18 protein-coding genes are annotated in these 20,450 nt (G+C 59.4%); 9 read left to right on the top strand and 9 right to left on the bottom strand.

Translation table 11 applies throughout. The annotated features are described in order from the left end of the window. Positions 1–7 precede the first annotated feature (7 nt). Positions 8–886 carry a lysophospholipid acyltransferase family protein gene (locus ACR0KJ_RS03415; protein ID WP_170518396.1) on the bottom strand — a complete coding sequence of 293 codons (879 nt, stop codon included), beginning with the start codon at positions 884–886 and terminating at the stop codon, positions 8–10. Positions 887–965: 79 nt separating this feature from the next. Beyond that, positions 966–4,385, bottom strand: coding sequence for an indolepyruvate ferredoxin oxidoreductase family protein (locus ACR0KJ_RS03410; protein ID WP_480625976.1), 3,420 nt, complete (start codon positions 4,383–4,385; stop codon positions 966–968). A gap of 169 nt (positions 4,386–4,554) precedes the next feature. Here ACR0KJ_RS03410 and ACR0KJ_RS03405 point away from each other — a divergent pair, with 169 nt between their 5' ends. From ACR0KJ_RS03405 to grxD, 5 genes are all read left to right on the top strand, one after another. Next, positions 4,555–5,463 carry a LysR family transcriptional regulator gene (locus ACR0KJ_RS03405; RefSeq protein ID WP_170450880.1) on the top strand — a complete coding sequence of 303 codons (909 nt, stop codon included), beginning with the start codon at positions 4,555–4,557 and terminating at the stop codon, positions 5,461–5,463. A 270-nt stretch (positions 5,464–5,733) separates the two neighbouring features. Beyond that, positions 5,734–7,986 carry a mechanosensitive ion channel family protein gene (locus tag ACR0KJ_RS03400; protein ID WP_170450883.1) on the top strand — a complete coding sequence of 751 codons (2,253 nt, stop codon included), beginning with the start codon at positions 5,734–5,736 and terminating at the stop codon, positions 7,984–7,986. A gap of 190 nt (positions 7,987–8,176) precedes the next feature. Continuing rightward, positions 8,177–10,336 (top strand): phosphoribosylformylglycinamidine synthase subunit PurL, encoded by a 2,160-nt coding sequence (gene purL, locus ACR0KJ_RS03395; protein WP_480625975.1) that lies wholly within the window; start codon positions 8,177–8,179, stop codon positions 10,334–10,336. Positions 10,337–10,481: 145 nt separating this feature from the next. Next, entirely contained in the window at positions 10,482–10,718 is a 237-nt protein-coding gene (locus ACR0KJ_RS03390) for a BolA/IbaG family iron-sulfur metabolism protein (RefSeq protein ID WP_039530494.1), read from the top strand. Between the two features lie 70 nt (positions 10,719–10,788). Further along, a complete protein-coding gene (grxD, locus tag ACR0KJ_RS03385) occupies positions 10,789–11,151 on the top strand; it encodes a Grx4 family monothiol glutaredoxin (protein ID WP_170518386.1) in 363 nt (120 codons plus the stop codon). Positions 11,152–11,158: 7 nt separating this feature from the next. Here grxD and ACR0KJ_RS03380 read toward each other — a convergent pair whose 3' ends face one another. Genes ACR0KJ_RS03380 through ACR0KJ_RS03370 form a run of 3 tightly spaced genes read right to left on the bottom strand, consistent with a single transcriptional unit; the run spans position 11,159 to position 12,758 of the window. Further along, positions 11,159–11,509: an MliC family protein gene (locus tag ACR0KJ_RS03380; protein WP_480625974.1), complete on the bottom strand. Its 351-nt coding sequence runs from the start codon at positions 11,507–11,509 to the stop codon at positions 11,159–11,161. Then, a complete protein-coding gene (locus ACR0KJ_RS03375) occupies positions 11,506–11,901 on the bottom strand; it encodes a cell division protein ZapA (protein ID WP_480625973.1) in 396 nt (131 codons plus the stop codon). The genes ACR0KJ_RS03380 and ACR0KJ_RS03375 overlap by 4 nt, the downstream gene beginning before the upstream one ends. After that, entirely contained in the window at positions 11,901–12,758 is an 858-nt protein-coding gene (locus tag ACR0KJ_RS03370; RefSeq protein ID WP_480625972.1) for a hypothetical protein, read from the bottom strand. The genes ACR0KJ_RS03375 and ACR0KJ_RS03370 overlap by 1 nt, the downstream gene beginning before the upstream one ends. A 236-nt stretch (positions 12,759–12,994) precedes the next feature. Between ACR0KJ_RS03370 and tkt the strand changes: the two genes are divergently transcribed. Next, positions 12,995–15,016 (top strand): transketolase, encoded by a 2,022-nt coding sequence (tkt, locus tag ACR0KJ_RS03365; RefSeq protein ID WP_170450894.1) that lies wholly within the window; start codon positions 12,995–12,997, stop codon positions 15,014–15,016. 48 nt (positions 15,017–15,064) lie between these two features. On the opposite strand, the gene ACR0KJ_RS03360 is transcribed toward tkt, so the two are convergent. Further along, positions 15,065–15,865, bottom strand: coding sequence for a thioesterase family protein (locus ACR0KJ_RS03360; RefSeq protein ID WP_170450896.1), 801 nt, complete (start codon positions 15,863–15,865; stop codon positions 15,065–15,067). Between the two features lie 89 nt (positions 15,866–15,954). Next, positions 15,955–16,926 (bottom strand): DUF808 domain-containing protein, encoded by a 972-nt coding sequence (locus tag ACR0KJ_RS03355; protein ID WP_170450898.1) that lies wholly within the window; start codon positions 16,924–16,926, stop codon positions 15,955–15,957. Between the two features lie 181 nt (positions 16,927–17,107). On the opposite strand from ACR0KJ_RS03355, the gene gap (ACR0KJ_RS03350) reads away from it, so the two are divergent. The 3 genes from gap (ACR0KJ_RS03350) to gap (ACR0KJ_RS03340) all read left to right on the top strand — a co-directional run bounded on the left by gap (ACR0KJ_RS03350) (position 17,108) and on the right by gap (ACR0KJ_RS03340) (position 19,422). Beyond that, positions 17,108–18,109, top strand: a complete 1,002-nt coding sequence (gap, locus tag ACR0KJ_RS03350; RefSeq protein ID WP_170450900.1) for a type I glyceraldehyde-3-phosphate dehydrogenase — start codon at positions 17,108–17,110, stop codon at positions 18,107–18,109. Between the two features lie 71 nt (positions 18,110–18,180). Further along, entirely contained in the window at positions 18,181–18,324 is a 144-nt protein-coding gene (locus ACR0KJ_RS03345) for a hypothetical protein (RefSeq protein WP_170450902.1), read from the top strand. A 93-nt stretch (positions 18,325–18,417) separates the two neighbouring features. Continuing rightward, the gene (gene gap / locus ACR0KJ_RS03340) at positions 18,418–19,422 is read left to right on the top strand and encodes a type I glyceraldehyde-3-phosphate dehydrogenase (RefSeq protein WP_480625971.1); all 1,005 of its coding nucleotides are present in this window, start codon (positions 18,418–18,420) and stop codon (positions 19,420–19,422) included. Here the strand turns inward: gap (ACR0KJ_RS03340) and coaD are convergent. Then, positions 19,414–19,905 carry a pantetheine-phosphate adenylyltransferase gene (gene coaD, locus ACR0KJ_RS03335; RefSeq protein ID WP_170450906.1) on the bottom strand — a complete coding sequence of 164 codons (492 nt, stop codon included), beginning with the start codon at positions 19,903–19,905 and terminating at the stop codon, positions 19,414–19,416. The genes gap (ACR0KJ_RS03340) and coaD overlap by 9 nt on opposite strands. Positions 19,906–19,989: 84 nt before the next feature. Next, positions 19,990–20,427 (bottom strand): CBS domain-containing protein, encoded by a 438-nt coding sequence (locus tag ACR0KJ_RS03330; protein WP_170621754.1) that lies wholly within the window; start codon positions 20,425–20,427, stop codon positions 19,990–19,992. Positions 20,428–20,450 lie beyond the last annotated feature (23 nt).

Genomic DNA, 20,450 nt, shown 5'->3' with positions numbered 1-20,450 from the left:
TGCCCCTTCAGGCGCGATGCCGTTCCTCGAATTCATAGCCGTAGTCATAAGACTTCAGCGGTGTCGGAGACAGCTCATACGTGGCTTTGCGCAGGAAATCCATCATCTTGCGCGTATCCTTGCCCAACGGGTCCAGAACATCGCGCCCGATGGGCTCGCCAATCACCACTTTGACCGGGGTATCGACGCGTTTCTTGAATTCTTTGATCAGCAGTCCCATGCGCAACGTGTTGTGCAGATGGCTGGCGATCTGGAACAGGCGCGAGGTGTGCCCGTCGAAAAACACGGGCACCACGGTCGCATTCGATTTTGCTACCATTCGGGCCGTGAACCCACGCCAACCCGGATCCATCGGATAGGCAAACGGGTTGACCGCCGTGCTGACCGTACCGCCCGGGAAAATCCCAATCGCCCCGCCATCCCCCAGATAGTTCAGCGCGGTTTTGCGGGTTTCCAGGTTCAGCTTCATCGCCTCTTTCGTCTCATCAAACGAAATCGGCAGGATGATGCGGTTCAATTCCTCGGCCTTGCGGAACACCCTATGGGCCAGAATGCGGAAATCGCCGCGCGTCTCGGAAAGCATATGCCCCATCATCAGACCATCCAGAATGCCATAGGGGTGGTTGGCAATCAGGATCAAAGGTCCGTCCTTGGGGATATTCGACAACGACCCGCCCACAACGTCCAGCGTCAGCCCATATCGTTCGACCATGACGGCCCAGAAGTCGCGCCCTTTGGCCACGTCTTTTTCATACCCATCCGCACGCTTGATCAGGCGCATTCGGCCCGTTGTATTCTCCATAAGCTTGATAACCATCCGACCGCCTTTGGTTTCGGCGGAATGGGCGTAGGAAATGTCACGAACGACATGACGGCGCGAGGGCATTTACGGACTCCGGTTGTTCGCCTGTATTATATGTTTGAGGCGCAATTTTGCCTAGCTATCGTGACAGGTTTGTGACGCCTCATTCCGCCGCAGCGCGCAGTTCAGGCCCGCCGCTGTGGATGGTGGCCAGCAACTCCTCACGCCGTTTCGCGGCTTTGGCCTCGTTTTCCAGCAAAACCGGGCCGAAACCGCGGATTTCCAGCGGCAGACGCGCCAGGGCGGCAATGGCTTCTTGCGTGTCCTGAGACACCAAAGGCAGGACCTGCTTCATGTCCTTTTCATATTGCCGGATCAACGCGCGTTCCATTTTGCGCTCGGCCGAGTATCCGAAAATGTCCAGAGGTGTTCCCCGCAGCACCTTCATCTTTGCCATCAGCTTGAGCGGCCCCAGCATCCACTCACCAAAGGCGCGTTTGCGCGGTCTGCCGTTACTGCCTGCTCCGCCAAAGATCGGCGGAGCAAGATGGAAGGTCATCTTGAAGTCGCCATCAAACTCCGCCGCCGCTTTGTCGCGGCTGCTGAGCAGCAAACGGGCAACCTCGTATTCGTCCTTGTAGGACAACAGTTTGTGGTATCCCTTGGCTGCCGCTTCGCGGATCTTGGCATCCTCGATCCCATCCACCAGCTTGCGATAACGTTTGGCCAGCCGCTTGGATTGGTAGTTGGTCAGGTGCTGCGCCCGGAACTCAATCATCTGGTCCAGAGATTTCGGCAACTCGGTGACCGAGGGCGACAACATCGCCTGCACCTCGTCCGGGTGCAGAACAGCCCAGCGGCCTACATCAAAGGCGCGTTTATTGCGCTCAACCGCTGTGCCGTTGAGTTCGATGGCACCCATTACGGCCTCGTAGGTAACCGGCAGGACGCCGCGCTGCCAGGCCGCACCAAAGACCATCATGTTGGAGTAGATCGAATCGCCCATCACCACCTTTGCCAACTCTGTGGCGTCGAATAGCGTGACATCGTCTTTCAGCCGCGCCTGCAAGGCCAGTTCCAACTGATCGGCCGGGATGCGGAATTCGGTGTCGCGGGTGAAATCGCCGGTCACGGTTTCGTGGCTGTTGACCACGGCACCTGTCTGTCCGGCCCGTGTCAGGCCCAGCGTCTTGGCCCCGGCTGACACCACCAAATCGCCACCAATCAGCGCGTGCGCCTCACCGGTGGCCACGCGAATGGCGCTGATGTCTTCCGGCTTGTTGGCCAGACGGCAGTGGATGTGAACCGCGCCGCCTTTTTGCGCCAGACCCGCCATCTCCATCATGCCCGCGCCCTTGCCATCTATCTGCGCGGCCTGCGCCAGAATAGCACCAAGGGTCACGACGCCCGTGCCACCAACCCCGGTGATGACCACGTTATGCGTGCCCTTGATCTGCGGTAGCTCCGGCAGTGGCAGATCGGGCAGATCAAGCTGTTTCGTCGCCTCTTTCCGGATTTTCGCCCCTTCCAGGGTGACAAAGGACGGGCAGAACCCGTTCAGGCAGGAAAAATCCTTGTTACAGCTTGATTGATCAATCGCCCGCTTGCGGCCCAGTTCGGTTTCCTTGGGCACGATCGAGACGCAGTTCGATTGCACGCCGCAATCGCCGCAACCTTCGCAGACATCCGTGTTGATAAAGACGCGCTTGTCCGGGTCCGGGAATTCCCCTCGCTTGCGGCGGCGGCGCTTTTCGGCAGCGCAGGTTTGGACATAGACAATGACCGAGACACCGTCGATCTCGCGGAACCGATCCTGCACTTGCATCAACTCGGCCCGTTCGAAGGTTTCCACACCGGAGGGCAAGGCGCCAAGGTTCACGTCTTCTTTCTCGTCATAAACCAGCGCTACGTGTTGGACACCCATGGCCTTGACCTCGGCCACGATCCGTTCGGCGGTCAGATCGCCTTCGTTTCCCTGTCCACCGGTCATTGCAACCGCGTCGTTGAACAGAATTTTGAAAGTGATGTTCGTGCCCGCCGACAAAGCGGCCCGGATCGCCTGCACGCCCGAGTGGTTATAGGTTCCGTCGCCAAGGTTCTGGAACACGTGATTGGTGGTCGAAAACGGAGCCTCCCCGATCCAGTTCGCGCCCTCTCCGCCCATCTGAGTGAACCCGGTCGTTTCCCGATCCATCCACTGCACCATGTAATGGCACCCGATCCCGGCATAAGCCCGGCTGCCATCGGGCACTTTGGTCGAGCTGTTATGCGGACAGCCCGAACAGAAATACGGCAGACGCGTCGCGATTTCCTGGGCGTTGTCGGCCCGACGCGCCTGGGACAGCTTTTCTAGCCCCGCCCGAACACCATCGGTATCGCGGCCCTCTTCGATCAGGATCTCACCCAGTTTCTCGGCAATCATGATCGGGTCCAGCGCGCCGCGCGTGGGGAACAGTTCCTCGCGGTGCAAGGTCCCGGCCCCGCCCTTGTACCAACCGTAAACGCGGCGACCCCGGCGGTCGTCAAAGATGGCTTCCTTGACCTGCACCTCGATCAGTTTGCGCTTTTCTTCAACGATAACAATCAGGTCCAGCCCTTCTGCCCAGTCATGGAACCCGGCCATATCCAGCGGAAAGGTCTGCCCGATCTTGTAGGTGGTGATACCCAGGCGCTCGGCCTCGGCCTCATCAATGTTCAGCAGCGACAGCGCGTGGGCCAGATCCAGCCAGTTCTTGCCAGCCGCCACAAACCCGATCTTGGCCCCCGGCTTGCCCCAGACCCGTTTATCCAGCTTGTTGGCATGAGAAAACGTCTCGGCCGCGAAACGTTTATAGTCGATGATCCGCGCCTCTTGCAGATGCGGCGTGTCGCCCAGTCGGATGTTCAGTCCGCCCTCGGGCATGTCGAACTCGGGCATTACCAGACCCACCCGGTCCGGCCTGCCATCCACGACCGAGGTCACCTCGATCGTGTCCTTCATCGTTTTCAAGCCAACCCAGACACCGGCAAACCGGCTGAGTGCAAAGCCGTAGATGCCGTAGTCCAATATCTCCTGCACGCCCGCCGGGCTGACCACCGGCATATACATATCGACCAAAGACCACTCGGATTGGTGCAAAACGGTCGAGCTTTCGCCCGTGTGGTCATCCCCCATCGCCATCAGCACGCCGCCATGCTGTGCCGTGCCCGCCATATTGGCGTGACGCATCACATCGCCCGACCGGTCGACACCCGGCCCTTTGCCGTACCAAAGACCGAACACACCATCATAGCGCCCATCGCCGCGCAATCCGGCCTGCTGACTGCCCCATAACGCGGTGGCGGCCAGATCTTCGTTCAGACCGTACTGAAAAGTCACGTCACTTTCGGCAAGATATCGCTGCGCCCGCATCATCTGCTGATCGACCGCGCCAAGTGGCGAACCGCGATATCCGGTCACCAGTCCCGCCGTATTCAGCCCGGCCTGCCGGTCGCGCGCGCGCTGCATCAGCATCAGACGCACCAGCGCCTGCGTTCCGTTCAAAAGAACAGGCGATTTCTCAAGATCGAACCGGTCGTTCAGCGATATTTGTGGCTGACTCATCAGACGTCTCCCCTCGTCAGATCAGTGTGCTTCATATTCTCGCATATTAGGTCACAAATGCTGACCTGTATAGAGTTTATCCACTGAAACCTAACGATTTCACCGTTTGTTTGTGGAACTTGTTACCTATTTCATATAGGCCTTCCCGAGGATAACGAAAGTTGCGGCGATGGATTGGGATAAGCTTAGGATATTTCACGCGGTTGCAGATGCAGGCAGCCTGACCCATGCGGGGGACAAGCTCAATTTGTCTCAATCCGCCGTGAGCCGTCAGATCCGCGCGCTGGAAGAATCACTCGATGCGACCCTGTTTCACCGTCACGCCCGTGGCCTGATCCTGACCGAACAGGGTGAGTTGTTGTTCGATGCGACCTCGGCCATGTCCAAACGCCTCGACGCTGCAGCTGCCCGCATCCGCGACAGCGAGGATGAGGTGTTCGGCGTCCTGCGTGTTACCACGACCTTCGGCTTTGGTACCCTGTGGCTGGCCCCGCGCCTGCCAAAGCTCTACGAGCAATACCCCGATCTGAACATCGACCTGATGCTGGAAGAACGCGTTCTGGACCTGCCCATGCGTGAGGCCGACGTTGCCATCCGCATGAAAGAACCCAGCCAGGCCGATCTGGTGCGCAAGCGGCTGATGACTGTACAGATGACGCTGTATGCCACGCAGGAGTACATCGAAACGCATGGCGGCAACCTGAAGTCGCTGGACGAGATCAAGGATCATCGCCTGATCTGCCAAACCCCCGCAGCGCCTCAGGTCGGGGCAAGCGCGTCAATGGTACGCCATTTGATGACCTATAATCCGGGGTCGCTGCTGACGGTGAACAACTACTTCGGCGTCCTGCAGGCCGTGCTGCACAATCTGGGCATTGGCGTTCTACCCGATTATGTCACGCAGGATTTCCCGCATCTGGTCCCGGTCCTTTCCGATATCGAAACCGCCGATGTTCCGGTTTATCTGGCCTACCCCGAGGAATTGCGGCACTCTAAACGCGTTGCAGCGTTCCGCGATTTTGTTCAGGCCGAAATCATTGAACAACGCAAGCAGTTGAAGAAATTGGGTAAACTATAGATATGCGCGCAGGGCATATCAGGGTTGTCCAATGCACAGTCTGAAACTCCTTGAACGTTAACAAACTGATCCCTAAATGAGCACTCGAAGGCGGTGATGCTGAAACGCTCATCATCTTCATACCTCCCTGTTGGACTATGGCCGAGCTTAGTGCTCGGCCTTTTTTTTGGTTTCACGGGTTGTCAGGGCGGTGAAACTGCTGGGAAATCTGGCGGCTTGTGCCTATGATCCCGAAAAACAACTAAATTTTTCGCGATCGAGGACAAATCAATGTTCCACCCCCTACGCCTTTTGGCGGCGCTTTTGTCATTTGTGCTGATGACCGCGCCATTGCATGCGCAAATCGCCACAACGTCGTCATCGGACGCACCTGCCACAGTGACCATCCCCGAGGACCTGACCCCGGAACAGGTAGATGGTCTGGTGGCCCGCATGTCGGACGATCAGGTCAGGTCGATCCTGTTGGAGCGTCTGGATGCCGTTGCCGAGAAAAACGCGGCAGAGGCGGAAGAAGTTGATGATCCGATCACGGAACTCAACGAAATCTGGACCGAAATGGTGACGTCGTGGACGCAGGTCATCATGACTGTGCCGAACATCTTCCATGCCCAGGTCGAGGCGGTTTCGAATTTCACGGGAACTTTTGGAGCCAGCGGAGCGCTTACACTTATGGGGTTGGTCCTGAGTGTTCTGGTCGTGGGCTTCATCGCGGAAAAGCTGTTTGAGCTGCTGACGCGTCGTTGGCATGTACAGGCTGAGGTTGAAGAAGAAGGCGATCTATGGGGCGCCGTCCGCTACCTGTTTGGTCGTTTCTGCCGAGAAATCGCCGGGCTTGTGGTGTTCTATGTGGTGATCCGCGCGGTCGGTCGCGGCCTTTTGTCTGCAGAACAAATCACCTATGCCGCGCCTTTCGTGTTCTATCTGATCTGGGTTCCGCGACTGGGTGCAGCCGCCTCGCGTTTCATTCTCGCACCCAAAAAACCGCATTACCGTTTGGTCAATATTGACGATCACTGGGCGAAATACCTGCATCGTAACCTGATTGGCCTGCTGATCTTGATCGGCTTCACGCTGTTCCTGTTGCACTTCAACCGGCTGAACGGGATCACCAGCGGCGAGACGCGCATTGGTTTCTGGCTGAACGCGGGGATTCACATCTATATCGGCGTCATCGCGTGGAAAGCGCGTGAGGGCCTGTCGCAGATGATGCTGGGCACCGACCCGGACCACACAAAATTCGACGAGGAAGTGGCGCACTACTATCCCTACTTCGCGATCGGTGTCTCGGCGGCGATCTGGCTATTGGTCGAGTTTCTGGTGGCTCAGCGCGATCCGTCGTCGCTTGCGCTTCTGGTTCAGGGCGCGCATTTCGCCACGATGTTCTGGCTGCTGATCGCGCCTGCGCTGGATACGTTAATCCGGGGTCTGGTGCGTCACCTGCAACCGCCAATGCTGGGCGAAGGCCCGGTGGCCGAGCAGGCCTACAGATCGACCAAACGCAGCTATATCCGCATTGGTCGCGTTCTGGCCGGTATCCTTGTGATCCTGATGATCGCCAAAGCCTGGAACCTGAACCTGCAGGAAATCGCAGGCGGCGCGCAGGAAGAAGGCAGCCGGCTGATCCAGTTCTTCATCATCATCGCGGTCGGCTACATCCTGAACGAGGTCGTCTCGCTTTGGATCAACCGTCGCCTGGCGAAAGAGATGACCGCCGATCAAAGCCCCGATGAAGAGGCTGGCGAAGGCGGCGGTTCGGGCGGATCGCGTCTGGCGACGGTTCTGCCGCTGCTGCGCGTCACGGCTCAGGTCGCGATTGCGGTGATCTTCCTTCTGCTGGCGCTGGGGGCCTTGGGTCTCGATATCACGCCGTTGCTGGCGGGTGCCGGTATCCTTGGTCTGGCCATCGGTTTCGGCGCGCAAAAACTGGTCTCGGACATTGTGGGCGGGATCTTCTTCCTGATCGACGATGCCTTCCGCGTGGGCGAATATGTCGATGTGGGCGGCACCACCGGCACGGTCGAGAAGATCTCGATCCGGTCGATGCAACTGCGCCACCATCGCGGGCCGGTGCACACCATTCCTTACGGTGAGATTCAGAAGCTGACCAATTACAGCCGCGACTGGGTCATCATGAAGCTGAAATTTACCGTGCCTTTCGACACCGACCCCAACAAGGTCAAGAAGATCTTCAAGAAGATCGGTGCCGAGATGATGGAGGACGAGACTCACAAGGATGGCTTCCTGCAGCCCTTCAAGTCGCAGGGTGTGTTCGACTTTGACGATGTCGGCATGATCATCCGCGGCAAGTTCATGGCCAAGCCGGGCAAACAATTCACCCTGCGCAAGGAAATCTTCAATCGGGTCAAGGCGTCGTTCAAGGAAAACGGCATCGACTTTGCCCGCCGCGAAGTGCGTGTTGCGATCCCGGGTCTGGATGAGGCCGAGAACCTGACGGATGAACAAAAGGCAGCCGTAGGTGCAGCAGCGGCGGATGCCGCCAACAAGGCGCAAAACCCCGCGTAACGATACGCAGCCAGCCCTCATTCTGTTGATGGCTGGCCGCTGAATTGCAAGGAAAGAACACGGAACCGCCCCTACCGTCGGTTCCGTTTTTCTTTGCCATAACCGCCCTGCGCTGACTTGGCCCTTTCCACAGGCCGCCCCTTGCCCTAAAAGGCGCGCAATCTCGGCCCACTTGGACACAGGACAGACGATGCAAGAGCCCGCTATCACACCCGATCTGATTGCCGCACACGGGCTCAAGCCCGAGGAATACGACATGATCCTCGAGATCATCGGGCGCGAGCCTTCCTTCACCGAATTGGGCATCTTCTCGGCCATGTGGAACGAGCACTGTTCCTACAAGTCGTCCAAAAAATGGCTGCGCACCCTGCCGACCTCTGGCCCTCAGGTGATCTGCGGTCCGGGCGAAAACGCCGGTGTAGTCGATATTGGCGACGGACAAGCCGTGGTCTTCAAGATGGAAAGCCACAACCACCCCTCGTATATCGAACCCTATCAGGGTGCGGCCACCGGCGTGGGTGGCATCCTGCGTGACGTCTTTACCATGGGCGCGCGTCCCATCGCCTCGATGAACGCGCTGTCGTTCGGTGAACCCGGCCACCACAAGACCCGCCAGTTGGTGAACGGCGTGGTCGAAGGCATCGGCGGCTATGGCAACTGCTTCGGCGTGCCTTGCGTCGGCGGCGAAGTGCGGTTCCATCCCGCCTATAACGGCAACTGCCTTGTGAACGCATTTGCCGCCGGTCTGGCCGACAGCGACAAGATTTTCTACTCGGCCGCATCGGGCGTCGGGATGCCGGTCGTCTATCTGGGTGCGAAAACCGGCCGCGACGGCGTTGGCGGTGCGACCATGGCCTCGGCCGAATTCGACGACACTATCGAAGAAAAGCGCCCCACCGTTCAGGTCGGCGACCCCTTCACCGAAAAGCGCCTGATGGAGGCGACGCTGGAGCTGATGCAGACCGGCGCGGTGATCTCGATCCAGGATATGGGCGCGGCGGGTCTGACCTGTTCTGCCGTGGAAATGGGCGACAAGGGCGGTCTGGGCGTGCGTCTGGATCTGGAAAACGTCCCCCAGCGCGAAGAGAACATGACAGCCTACGAGATGATGCTGTCGGAATCTCAGGAACGCATGCTGATGGTGCTGAAGCCCGAGCTTGAGGCCGAGGCCCGCGCCGTGTTCGAGAAATGGGATCTGGATTTTGCCATCGTTGGCGAAACCATCGCCGAAGACCGCTTTCTGATCATGCATAATGGTGAGGTCAAAGCCGATCTGGTCCTGTCCAAACTGTCCTCGACCGCGCCGGAATACGACCGACCGTGGGAGCCAACCCCCGAGGCCGCACCTTTGGAAGACGTGCCCCAGATCGATCCCATCGACGGTCTGCGCGCCCTGCTCGCCTCGCCCAACTACGCAGGCAAGCAATGGGTTTATGAACAATACGACACCATGGTCATGGCCGACAGCGCCCGCACACCCGGCCTGGGCGCAGGCATGGTCCGCGTCCACGGCACTGACAAGGTGCTGGCCTTCACCAGCGACGTGACGCCGCGCTACGTGCGGGCCAACCCGGTCGAAGGCGGCAAACAGGCGGTGGCCGAGGCCTATCGCAACCTGACTGCCGTCGGGGCCAAACCGCTGGCCACCACCGACAACCTGAACTTCGGCAACCCCGAAAAGCCCGAGATCATGGGTCAGTTCGTTGGTGCCATTCAGGGCATCGGCGCCGCCGTCGGCGCGCTGGACATGCCCATCGTGTCCGGCAACGTGTCGCTTTATAACGAGACCGACGGTCAGGCGATCCTGCCCACCCCGACCATCGGTGCCGTGGGTCTGCTGAACAACTCCGACGAGATCATTGGCAATGAAGTTCGCGAGGGCCATGTTGCCCTGATCATCGGCGAGACAAATGGCCATCTCGGCCAATCCGCCCTGCTGGCCGAAGTGTTCAACCGTGAAGACGGCGACGCCCCGCATGTGGATCTGGACGCGGAAAAGCGCAACGGGGATTTCATCCGCGCCAACCGCGAGATGATCAAGGCCTGCACCGATCTGGGCGATGGCGGCCTTGCGCTGGCCGCGTTCGAACTGGCCGAGGCCGCTGGCGTGGGCGTCCAACTCGACGAGGCCCCGACCGAGTTCCTGTTCGGCGAGGATCAGGCCCGCTATCTGGTCGCCTGCAACTTCGATCAGGCCGAGGCGCTGATGATCGCCGCCGGTCAGGCCGGTGTACCGCTGGTCTCGGTCGGTCGTTTCACCGGCGACAGCGTCAAGATCGGCGCGTCCGAGGCATCGCTGGCGGATTTGCAAGACACGTTCCGCACCAGCTTTGCGGCGGCTGTTGCCTGACCTACAGGCTTCTTCTCGTCCCAAATACGGACATCCTGCGCGCACAACCGGGCGCAGGATTTGCCGGTTTTGTCCGCGCGTGCCATCTTGCACGCCCCGCCCCATCGCTCTACATCTTGGGAAAGACTTTCAGGAGTAAACCTACATGCCGATGAGCGCCCACGAAATTGAAACCCTGCTGCGCGAGAGCTTTCCCAACGCGGAAATTCAGGTTGGCGGCAGCGATGGCGTGCATATGTCCGCCATGGTCGTGGACGAAAGCTTTCGCGGCAAAAACCGCGTTCAGCAGCAACGCGCCGTTTACGCGGCCTTGAAAGGCAAGATGGACGGGCCGGACGGAGAATTGCACGCGCTGGCGTTGACCACGAAAGTCCCAGAATAGCTCTTGGTTTTCCACAGAAAACAGAGATCCCAATGCATTCCCTAAAGGGAAGACCACAAGGAAACGCGAAATGACCGATGTGAAAACCCAGATCGATGAGACCGTCAAAGCAAATGACGTGGTTCTGTATATGAAAGGCACCAAAGAGATGCCGCAATGTGGCTTCTCATCCCGTGTGGCTGGCGTGCTGAACTATATGGGCGTCGATTATGCGGACGTGAACGTTCTGGCCGATGACGCGGTGCGTCAGGGCATCAAGGATTACTCGGACTGGCCGACCGTGCCGCAGCTTTACGTCAAAGGTGAGTTTGTCGGCGGCTGCGACATCATCACCGAGATGACCCTGTCGGGCGAACTGGACACGCTGTTTGACGAAAACGGCGTCGGCTACAACAAGGAAGCCGCAGACAAAATACGCGAAGCAAACGCGTGATCCAGCCTTAGCGGCTGGAGCAATTCTGATAGATCACCTGCTCGCTGGCGGCATCGTTTGCCGCCAGATAGCTGATGGACGCGTCCCACCCTTTCGAGCGCAGAACATAGGTGCCTTCCGTGTCGACGGATTCGTAGCGGATGCCCGAACCGCTTTCGACCTGACGCAACGCAACAAGAGTATTGTCCACAATCGTCGCCGCCGCACCCGTCCCGTCAGCAGCGTTGAAATAGGTGACCGGCAGCGGCAATCCGTTTTCGCAGGTGAAGGTCACGGACAGAATGTCGATCTCGGCCAACGCTGCCGAAGCAGACATCGCGACCAGTGCACCACCGGCCAGAACACGTAGCTTGTTCATTGGGATTTCTTCTCCTCAACGACCGAGGCCAGGGCTTCGGCCCGTGCCGCCAATTCGGCCAGCGTATCGGTCACCGAAGGCGGAACCACCGCAACCTCGACCCGTTCCGGCTCGGGCGCAGGGGCGCTGCGCAGGGTGTTCAGCTCGGTTTCGGCCTCGGCCAGTTTGGCCTCCAGCGCCTTGACCTTATCCTCGGTCGCAGCCGTTTTGTCGGCCAGCATCAGGCCCGCCATCAACAGCATCCGAGACTCCGGCATCCGACCGATCTGATCCGACAGAACTTGCGCCTCGTCATCCAGCATCTTTGCGGCAGATTGCAGAAACACCTCTTCCCCGTCCTGACAGGACACATCGAATCCGCGCCCGCCGATATGAATGGTAACCTCGGGCATTATTCCACCTCACCTTCCGCAAGTTTTGCCTGGTTCAGCAACGGCTCCAGCCGCGCCAGAACCGCGTGGGCCTCGGCCGCATCGGTCGCCTGCGCCGCGCGTGTCGCCTCCAATTCCGCGATCGTCGCCCGGTTCAGAAGTTCGGCATCTGTCACGCCTTGTTCCGCTGCGGCCCGCAACTCATCAACCGAACCACGCAGTTGTTCGTTGGCCTTGCGCATCCGTTGCAGATCATCATCCAGCCGAGACATCGCTGCCCCATGGCTGGCCCGTTCGGCGCGCAGCATCTCAAGCTCGGCGCTCAGGTCGCCGACACGTTCCGTATCGGCAAGTTCCGCCCGCAACCGGCTGTTTTCCGCCTCAATCTGCTTGGCCTGGGCCACAAGCGCCTGAAGCTGTTCCAACTCGGCCTGCAAGGGCGCGGTATCACCAAGCGCCTTAAGCTCGGCCTTTAGCTGTTCATTCTCGGCTTTCAGCGTGTCCAGCTCTTCCGAGTTTTCCAACGCGGCCTTGGCGGCGGCCAATTCCGCACGGGCTGCTTCGACCGATGCCAGCTTTGCAGTCGCCTCGGCCAGTTGTTCGCGCAGTGTCTCGGTTTCGGACCCGTCGCCCGAGGCCCCGCGGGCCTGATCCAATCCGGCGCGCAGCCCGTCGACTTCCTGTTCATGCCGTTCTTTCAGGGACTTCAGCCGTTCCTGTAGCTGAGCGTTCGCGACGCGTTCATCCTCAAGCTCGGCCTTCAACCCGTCATCCGCGTCGCCGCTGCCGGGGGCTGCGTCCTGCAAGGCGTCGACGCCCGCGCCAATGCGCTCCATCGCTGCAATAATGCGATGCTGTAATTCCTCGATCTGGCTCATGCCCCTGTCACCTCTTTATCAAGGTTCGTTCTGTTGCAGGGTGACCCGAATCAACGTCATCCCCCACCTGCAAGTAGTTTAGCGGAATGCGGCGGGAAATACCCACTGTTTGGTTTCAACAACTTGGACTGCTCTCTTGAAGCGCCTGGTCTTTGTGACACGCGGTTCTGCTTGCACTTTGAGGGGTGGATGCTATTGAGCGCGCAATCTGCTTCAAATCCAAAGGAACAACGCCCGTGGACCTGACTGCGCTGCGCAATGCCAACCCCGAACACTGGGACAAAGCTGCGGCCATCCGCACCCTGACCCTGGACGCCGTCGCCGCCGCCAATTCCGGCCATTCCGGCATGCCGATGGGCATGGCCGATGTTGCGACCGTGCTGTTCGAAAAGCACCTGAAATTCGACGCCGCAAACCCCAGCTGGCCCGACCGTGATCGGTTCATCCTATCGGCAGGCCATGGCTCGATGCTGGTCTATTCGCTGCTGTATCTTACGGGTCATGCCGACGTCACACTGGACGAGATCAAGAATTTCCGGCAGCTGGGCGCGAAAACCGCCGGTCACCCGGAAAACTTCCTGATCGATGGCGTTGAAACCACCACCGGCCCGCTGGGTCAGGGTATTTCGAACGCGGTTGGCTTTGCCATGGCCGAGGAAATTCAGCGCGCCCATTACGGCAAGAAGGTTGTCGATCACTATACTTACGTGATCGCAGGCGACGGTTGCCTGATGGAGGGTGTCAGCCAAGAGGCGATCACCCTGGCGGGCCGTCACGAACTCAGCAAGCTGATCGTCTTCTGGGACAACAACAACATCACCATCGACGGCACCGTCGACATTGCAGACCGCACCGATCAGGTGCGCCGTTTCGCAGCCTCGGGCTGGCATGTGATCGAGATCGACGGCCACGACCCCAAGGCCATCGATGCCGCTATCGTGGACGCGAAGAAATCCAGCAAGCCGACCATGATCGCATGTGAAAGCCATATCGCGCTGGGTCACGCGGCGCAGGACACGTCGAAAGGCCACGGCGCGCTGACCGATCAGGATCAGTTGAAAGCCGCCAAAGACGGCTATGGCTGGCCGCATGATGCGTTCGAAATCCCCGCGAATGTCAAATCCGCTTGGGAGGCCATCGGCTCGCGCGGTGCTGCTGAACGTGCCGCATGGGAAGAACGTTTTGCGCAACTGTCCGAACGCAAACAGGCCGAATTCAACCGTGCCTACGCGTTTGAGGCCCCCAAGAAACTGGCCAGCGCAATCCGTGCGTTCAAAAAGCAGGTGTCGGAAGATCAGCCCAAGCTGGCCACCCGCGCCTCGTCTGAAAAGGTTCTGAACGTCGTGAACCCGATCATGACCGAAACCGTTGGCGGCTCGGCTGACCTGACCGGTTCGAACAACACTAAATCAGCCGATATGGGTGTGTTCCTGCCGGAAAACCGTAAGGGTCGTTACATCCATTACGGTATCCGTGAACACGGTATGGCCGCCGCGATGAACGGCATGGCGCTGCATGGCGGCATCCGCCCCTATGGCGGTACGTTTATGGCGTTTACCGACTATGCCCGCCCGTCCATGCGTCTGGCGGCACTGATGAAGATCCCGTCGGTTTTTGTGATGACCCATGACTCGATCGGTCTGGGCGAAGACGGCCCGACCCACCAGCCGGTCGAGCATCTGGCAATCTCGCGCGCGACGCCGAACACCTATGTGTTCCGCCCCGCCGATACAGTTGAAACGGCTGAGGCATGGGAACTGGCGCTGACCTTCAAGGACAGCCCCTCGGTCCTGTCACTGACCCGTCAGGGCGTACCGACCGTGCGCAAGGATCACAAGACCAAGAACCTGACGGCGCAAGGCGCTTATGTTCTGGCCGAGGCCGAAGGCAAACGTCAGGCCATCCTGATTGCCACCGGGTCCGAGGTTTCGCTGGCGATGGACGTCAAAGCGATGCTCGAAGCCGAAGGCATCGGCACCCGCGTCGTCTCGATGCCCTGCATGGAGCTGTTCGCGCAGCAGGACGAAGCCTATCGCAAGCGCGTTCTGCCCGCCGGTGCCGTGCGCGTCGGGATCGAGGCCGCCGTTCGCGCCGGTGGCTGGGATCGCTGGCTGCTGGGCGAGCGTGGCCGCGAAGCCAAAGCGGGCTTCATCGGCATGTCTAGCTTTGGCGCATCGGCCCCTGCGGGTGAGCTTTACAAGCATTTCGGCATCACCGCCGAAGCGACCGTCGCCAAGGTCAAGGAATTGCTGGGCTAAACCCAAGCGCTCAACCCAAAAGCCCCGGCCAGCGCCGGGGCTTTTTTGTCAGACGAAGATGATAACCGACTGCATCCCGTCCACGATCAGATCGCCGTCGGTATTCCACACCCGCATGACCTGCGAGCTATAACCGTCGCGCCCTGCCGTCAGTTGATGTTCCAGCAGCCACCAGCCATCGCGAGTGTGAACATCCTCGGACAACACGTTGAAAATCCAGTTCATTGATGAATTCGGGCCGGGTTTCTTCAAGGTCGGATAGATCGCAGGCGGTGGCAGATCCGCGACCGAGATCAGCCCTTCCATCCGATCCCACATTCGCGGGTCACGGTGCCGCGCCCATAAACGCAAGTACCCGTGTTCCGCACCCGAAAACGGCAAAGAGCCTTCCACCCGTTTGACATCGAAATTCTCAAGGAACGGAATTGGCGGACGCGGCAAGCCCGGCGGGAAATAGGGATCACAGGCTTCGGGGTCCGGGGCGGGTTTTGCGGGGTGGTCAAATGCAACATGGCTGTCCTGCGCATGACCGAACGAGAAAGTGGCGGTTGCCGCCACCTGCCCTTCAATCTCGGCGCGGGCGCTGATGATTGTCACATTGCGGCCCTGGCGCAAAACCTCGGTACTGATCGTGGGCGCAGCGCCAATCGGGGCTGTGAAATTGATCAGAGCGGATCGCAAAGGCGGCAGGCCCTTATGATGTGCGTGGACAGTTGACAGCATCAGGGCCGAGGAAAACCCGCCAAAGGTCGTGCGGCCCTGCATCCAGTTCTGGGGCACAGGGAAACTCAGGCCGTTGTCTTTGGCGACCCGCGCCTCAAGAACATCGATCAAAGACTGATTGGGCATGAGGGTACCAATTCTACTGTGTCTTACCCGACACTAGCCGCCTGACAACACATCACCATCACAACCCAACGTCACATTCGGATTCTGTTTCAGTGCTTCTCGGCTGATCCGCTGAAAGCGCCCATCATCGGACCGACGACCTTGGTCGCGACCGGAATCAGAACAAAGCCCCAGGCCAGACCGAACACGCCGTCCATCGTGGCTTTGGACACCCACTCAATCACACCGACCCACTGGCCGGATGCCATATGACCAAGCGCATAAGCCCAATCGTGAATATGATGACCAAGCCAGCCAAAGCCCAGAACCTCCATCCCGTGGATGACAATCGATCCGCCGACCCACAACATCGCCGCCGTGCCGACGATGGACAGAATTTTCATAACCACCGGCATGGCCTTGACCAGACCCCGGCCTGTCCCACGCCCAATCGGCGTTGGCGCGTTCTGCGCCAGAAACAGCCCGACATCGTCCATCTTCACGATCAATGCGACCGATCCGTAAACGGCCACGGTCACGCCGATGCCCACTACTGCCAGAGTCGCCGCCTGCATCCAGATATTCGGGGCCTCAATCGCCGCCAGTGCAATCGTCATGATCTCAGCCGACAGGATAAAGTCGGTCTTGATCGCGCCCTTGACCTTTTGTTCTTCAAGGTGGCCGGGATCGCGCACGCTCATGTCTTCTTCGATGGCGTGGCTGCCATGAGGGAACAGGGCGTGAAAGATCTTCTCGGCCCCTTCGAAACATAAATAAGACCCGCCAAGCATCAGTAGCGGAGTGATCAGCCACGGCGCGAAATTCGCCAACAACAGCGCGACTGGCAAAAGCAGGATAAGCTTGTTGAAGAACGACCCGCGTGCAATGCGCCAGATGATCGGCAACTCGCGCGCAGGTGCGAAACCCTGAACGTATTTCGGCGTCACCGCCGCGTCGTCGATGATCACGCCCGCCGTCTTGGCCCCGGCCTTACCGGCCGCTGCTACCACATCATCGACCGAGGCCGCAGCCACCTTGGCAATCCCCGCCACGTCGTCCAAAAGGGCCAACAGACCGCTCATTGCGCATCCTTTCCTGTCACCTGTCGCACCGCGACCCTACCCGATCTCACAGCTAGCGCAAGCGTTAGCGCAATCGCGTGAGGTTTGCGCTAACACCTTAAAAATATGCCGCTTTTGCCCTTTTGAGATTCCAATTTCGCCGCTATATGGCCTGCAACGCAAGCGCATCTGGAGACATCTCATGACCATTAAGGTCGGCATCAATGGTTTTGGCCGCATTGGCCGCTGTACCCTGTCGCATATCGCCGCCTCTGGCCGCAACGACATCGAAGTGATCAAGGTCAACGCAACCGGCCCGCTGGAGACCTCGGCGCATCTGTTGAAGTATGACAGCATTCATGGCCGTTTCCCGCGCGATGTATCGATTGACGGAAACACCATGGATCTGGGTCGCGGCCCAATGCAGATGTTCTCGACCTACGACATGAACGAGCTGGACTGGGAAGGCTGCGATGTCGTTCTGGAATGCACCGGCAAATTCAATGACGGCATCAAGGCGAAAACGCACCTTGAGCGTGGCGCCGGCAAGGTTCTGCTGTCCGCACCGGGCAAGAATGTCGACAAGACCATCGTGTTTGGGGTCAACCACAACACCCTGACCGCGAATGACAACATGGTGTCGAACGGCTCGTGCACCACGAACTGCCTTGCCCCGCTTGCCAAGGTACTGGATGAAGGTGTCGGCATCGAGCATGGCATCATGACCACGATCCACGCCTATACCGGCGACCAGCCGACCCTGGACCGCCGTCACAGCGATCTGTATCGCGCCCGCGCTGCCGCGATGTCGATGATTCCAACCTCGACCGGTGCCGCCGCTGCGCTGGGTGAAGTGCTGCCCAACCTCAAGGGTCGTCTGGACGGTTCGGCCATCCGCGTGCCGACGCCGAATGTCTCGGCCGTTGATCTGAGCTTCCGCGCCTCGCGCGATGTGACCGTCGAAGAGGTCAACGCCATCGTCGAAGAAGCCGCCAAAGGCCCGATGCAGCGCGTTCTGGGGTACGAGCCCGCGCCGCTGGTCTCGACCGACTTCAACCATACCGAAGAAAGCTCGATCTTCGCACCCGATCAAACACGTGTTGTCGACAACCGCATGGTCCGCGTGCTGGCCTGGTATGACAACGAATGGGGCTTTTCGGTCCGCATGGCAGACGTTGCCGTTGCAATGGGTCGTCTTAACTGACCCTTCGGACTTCGCTTGTAGCTTTGCACCCGCTCAGGTTATCTGGGCGGGTGTTTTCGTTCGGGGACAGAATGACAAATCAACTCGCCATCTGGCTCGGATTGCTTATCCTCGGCGCGATCGTGCTGGACTATGCCCTGTTCGGACCCGAGCATTTGGTGTTCCTCAGCAAGAAACTTTACGCTTTCCTGGACTGGGTCGCTTTCTGGCGCTGACTGAGGTTTTTCTTGACATTCGCGCCAATCTGGAATTGTTAGCGCTAACCAAGCCCAATTCGGGACTCTCTGACGAATGAAACGGAGCGCGACATGACACTCAAACTGGCAATCAACGGCTTTGGACGGATCGGGCGCGGAGTTTTACGGGCGGTCATAGAATCGGGCCGCACGGATGTGCAGATCGTGGCGATCAACGATCTGGCGAAACCCGAAATGAACGCGCATCTGTTCGAGTTTGACAGCGTACATGGCCGCTACCCCAACACAGTCACCCTAAGCGACGCAGGTCTGGACGTCGGCGCGGGCCCCATCCGTCTGACCAGTGAACGCGATCCCGAAGCGCTGGATTGGTCGGACGTCGATGTCGTGCTGGAATGCACGGGTGTGTTCCGGACGCGTGAAGCCGCTGAGCGTCATCTGAAGAACGGATCGAAGAAAGTGCTGATCTCAGCCCCCGCGCGTGGCGATGGTGGGGTCAAGACCGTGGTCTTTGGTGTCAACGACGGTGAGTTGACGGCAGACGACATCATCGTCTCGAACGCGTCCTGCACCACCAACTGCCTGTCGCCGGTTGCTGCGGCGCTGGATGCGGGGCTTGGCATTGTGCATGGCAACATGACCACCGTTCACGCCTACACGGCCAGCCAGCCGGTGCACGATACGGCAGGCAAAGACCCTTACCTGTCGCGCGCTGCCGCCTTGTCGATGATCCCGACAACCACCGGCGCGGCTGCTGCGGTCGGGCTTGTGCTGCCGCAACTGGCCGGAAAGCTGACCGGTCAGGCGATCCGGGTCCCTACCCCCAACGTCTCGGTTGTCGATCTGGTGGCCGAGGTATCGCGCCCGACGACCGAGGATGAGGTCAACGCGCTGTTCGTCGATGCTGCTGCGAAAATTCCCGGCGTACTGGCTGCGGAAAACCGGCCCTTGATCTCGGTCGATTTCAATCATGATTCCCACAGCTCGACCGTGTCGCTGGCCGAAACCAAGGTCACCGACGGCACCCTTGTGCGGGTGCTGGCGTGGTATGACAATGAATGGGGTTTCTCGAACCGTATGCTGGACACAGCCGCCGCGATGGGTGCCTTAGCCTAAGCGGTCGCGCAAGGCCGCGTGGACGCTGGGTGTGACGAATTTCGACACATCCCCGTTTAGCCGCGCGATTTCTTTGACCAGCTTCGAGGCGATGGCCTGGTGCCGCGCCTCGGCCATCAGAAACACGGTCTCGATTGAATCGTCGAGGGCACGGTTCATGCCGACCATCTGGAATTCATACTCAAAGTCGGCCACAGCCCGCAGACCGCGCACGATGATCTGGGCGCCCACATCGCGGGCGCAATCGATCAGCAGATTTTCAAAGGGATGAGCAACGATCTCGGTGCCGGTCTGTTCGGTCAGATGCGCGCATTCCGCCTCGATCATGGCGACACGTTCTTCCAGTGAGAACAACGGCCCCTTGTCGCGGTTGATCGCAACGCCGATCACCAGCTTGTCCACCAGCGCAGAGGCCCGACGGATGATATCAATATGACCCAGTGTAATCGGGTCAAAGGTTCCCGGATACAATCCAACCCGCATCAGGATCTCCTGCGCAACATTATTTCTGCGCTAGCAAACATAACTTTGACGCAGGTGCAAGGGGTGGAAACGCCCCCGACCAAGTCAATGGCCCATGATCATGCCCTGAAGGGCGTCCTTTTCCATCGCCAGTTCCGCCAGTTGCGCCTTGACGACATCGCCAAGGGTAACAATGCCGACCAGCTTGCCTTCTTCTACGACCGGCATGTGGCGAAAGCGCCCTTCGGTCATGCGTGACATGATGTCCTGCACCGTTGCCTGCCGCGTGGTCGTAACCAGGTCTGCGGTCATGTAGGAGCTCACCGGCTGATTCAGGCACCCGCTGCCGCTGGCAGCCAGTTCGCGGACGATATCGCGTTCGGACAGAATGCCCACCGCCGTCTGCCCACCGTCTTCGGATACGACAACGGTCCCGATCCGTTTCTCCGCCAGGATTTTTGACGCCTCAGAGACCGTCGCTGAAGGTTGAACCGTGACCACGCCTTCTGCGGCCTTGGACTTCAGAATGGCCTGAACGAGCATTAAGAACACCTCCGGAATAATAA

It is taken from the genome of Ruegeria sp. AD6 (assembly GCF_056542325.1).
The sequence above is the reverse complement of the archived record's forward strand: the minus strand, read 5'-3'. Positions and strand labels throughout refer to the sequence as shown.

Excerpts from the sequence above, each read along its gene's own strand:
- ACR0KJ_RS03345 (WP_170450902.1), top strand. The coding sequence starts at position 18,181 with ATGACAAATCAACTCGCCATCTGGCTCGGATTGCTTATCCTCGGCGCG.
- ACR0KJ_RS03360 (WP_170450896.1), bottom strand. The coding sequence starts at position 15,865 with ATGCCCAATCAGTCTTTGATCGATGTTCTTGAGGCGCGGGTCGCCAAA.
- ACR0KJ_RS03355 (WP_170450898.1), bottom strand. The coding sequence starts at position 16,926 with ATGAGCGGTCTGTTGGCCCTTTTGGACGACGTGGCGGGGATTGCCAAG.
- purL (WP_480625975.1), top strand. The coding sequence starts at position 8,177 with ATGCAAGAGCCCGCTATCACACCCGATCTGATTGCCGCACACGGGCTC.
- ACR0KJ_RS03415 (WP_170518396.1), bottom strand. The coding sequence starts at position 886 with ATGCCCTCGCGCCGTCATGTCGTTCGTGACATTTCCTACGCCCATTCC.
- ACR0KJ_RS03380 (WP_480625974.1), bottom strand. The coding sequence starts at position 11,509 with ATGAACAAGCTACGTGTTCTGGCCGGTGGTGCACTGGTCGCGATGTCT.
- coaD (WP_170450906.1), bottom strand. The coding sequence starts at position 19,905 with ATGCGGGTTGGATTGTATCCGGGAACCTTTGACCCGATTACACTGGGT.
- ACR0KJ_RS03410 (WP_480625976.1), bottom strand. The coding sequence starts at position 4,385 with ATGAGTCAGCCACAAATATCGCTGAACGACCGGTTCGATCTTGAGAAA.
- ACR0KJ_RS03400 (WP_170450883.1), top strand. The coding sequence starts at position 5,734 with ATGTTCCACCCCCTACGCCTTTTGGCGGCGCTTTTGTCATTTGTGCTG.
- grxD (WP_170518386.1), top strand. The coding sequence starts at position 10,789 with ATGACCGATGTGAAAACCCAGATCGATGAGACCGTCAAAGCAAATGAC.
- ACR0KJ_RS03405 (WP_170450880.1), top strand. The coding sequence starts at position 4,555 with ATGGATTGGGATAAGCTTAGGATATTTCACGCGGTTGCAGATGCAGGC.
- ACR0KJ_RS03330 (WP_170621754.1), bottom strand. The coding sequence starts at position 20,427 with ATGCTCGTTCAGGCCATTCTGAAGTCCAAGGCCGCAGAAGGCGTGGTC.
- ACR0KJ_RS03390 (WP_039530494.1), top strand. The coding sequence starts at position 10,482 with ATGCCGATGAGCGCCCACGAAATTGAAACCCTGCTGCGCGAGAGCTTT.
- ACR0KJ_RS03370 (WP_480625972.1), bottom strand. The coding sequence starts at position 12,758 with ATGAGCCAGATCGAGGAATTACAGCATCGCATTATTGCAGCGATGGAG.
- gap (WP_170450900.1), top strand. The coding sequence starts at position 17,108 with ATGACCATTAAGGTCGGCATCAATGGTTTTGGCCGCATTGGCCGCTGT.
- ACR0KJ_RS03375 (WP_480625973.1), bottom strand. The coding sequence starts at position 11,901 with ATGCCCGAGGTTACCATTCATATCGGCGGGCGCGGATTCGATGTGTCC.
- gap (WP_480625971.1), top strand. The coding sequence starts at position 18,418 with ATGACACTCAAACTGGCAATCAACGGCTTTGGACGGATCGGGCGCGGA.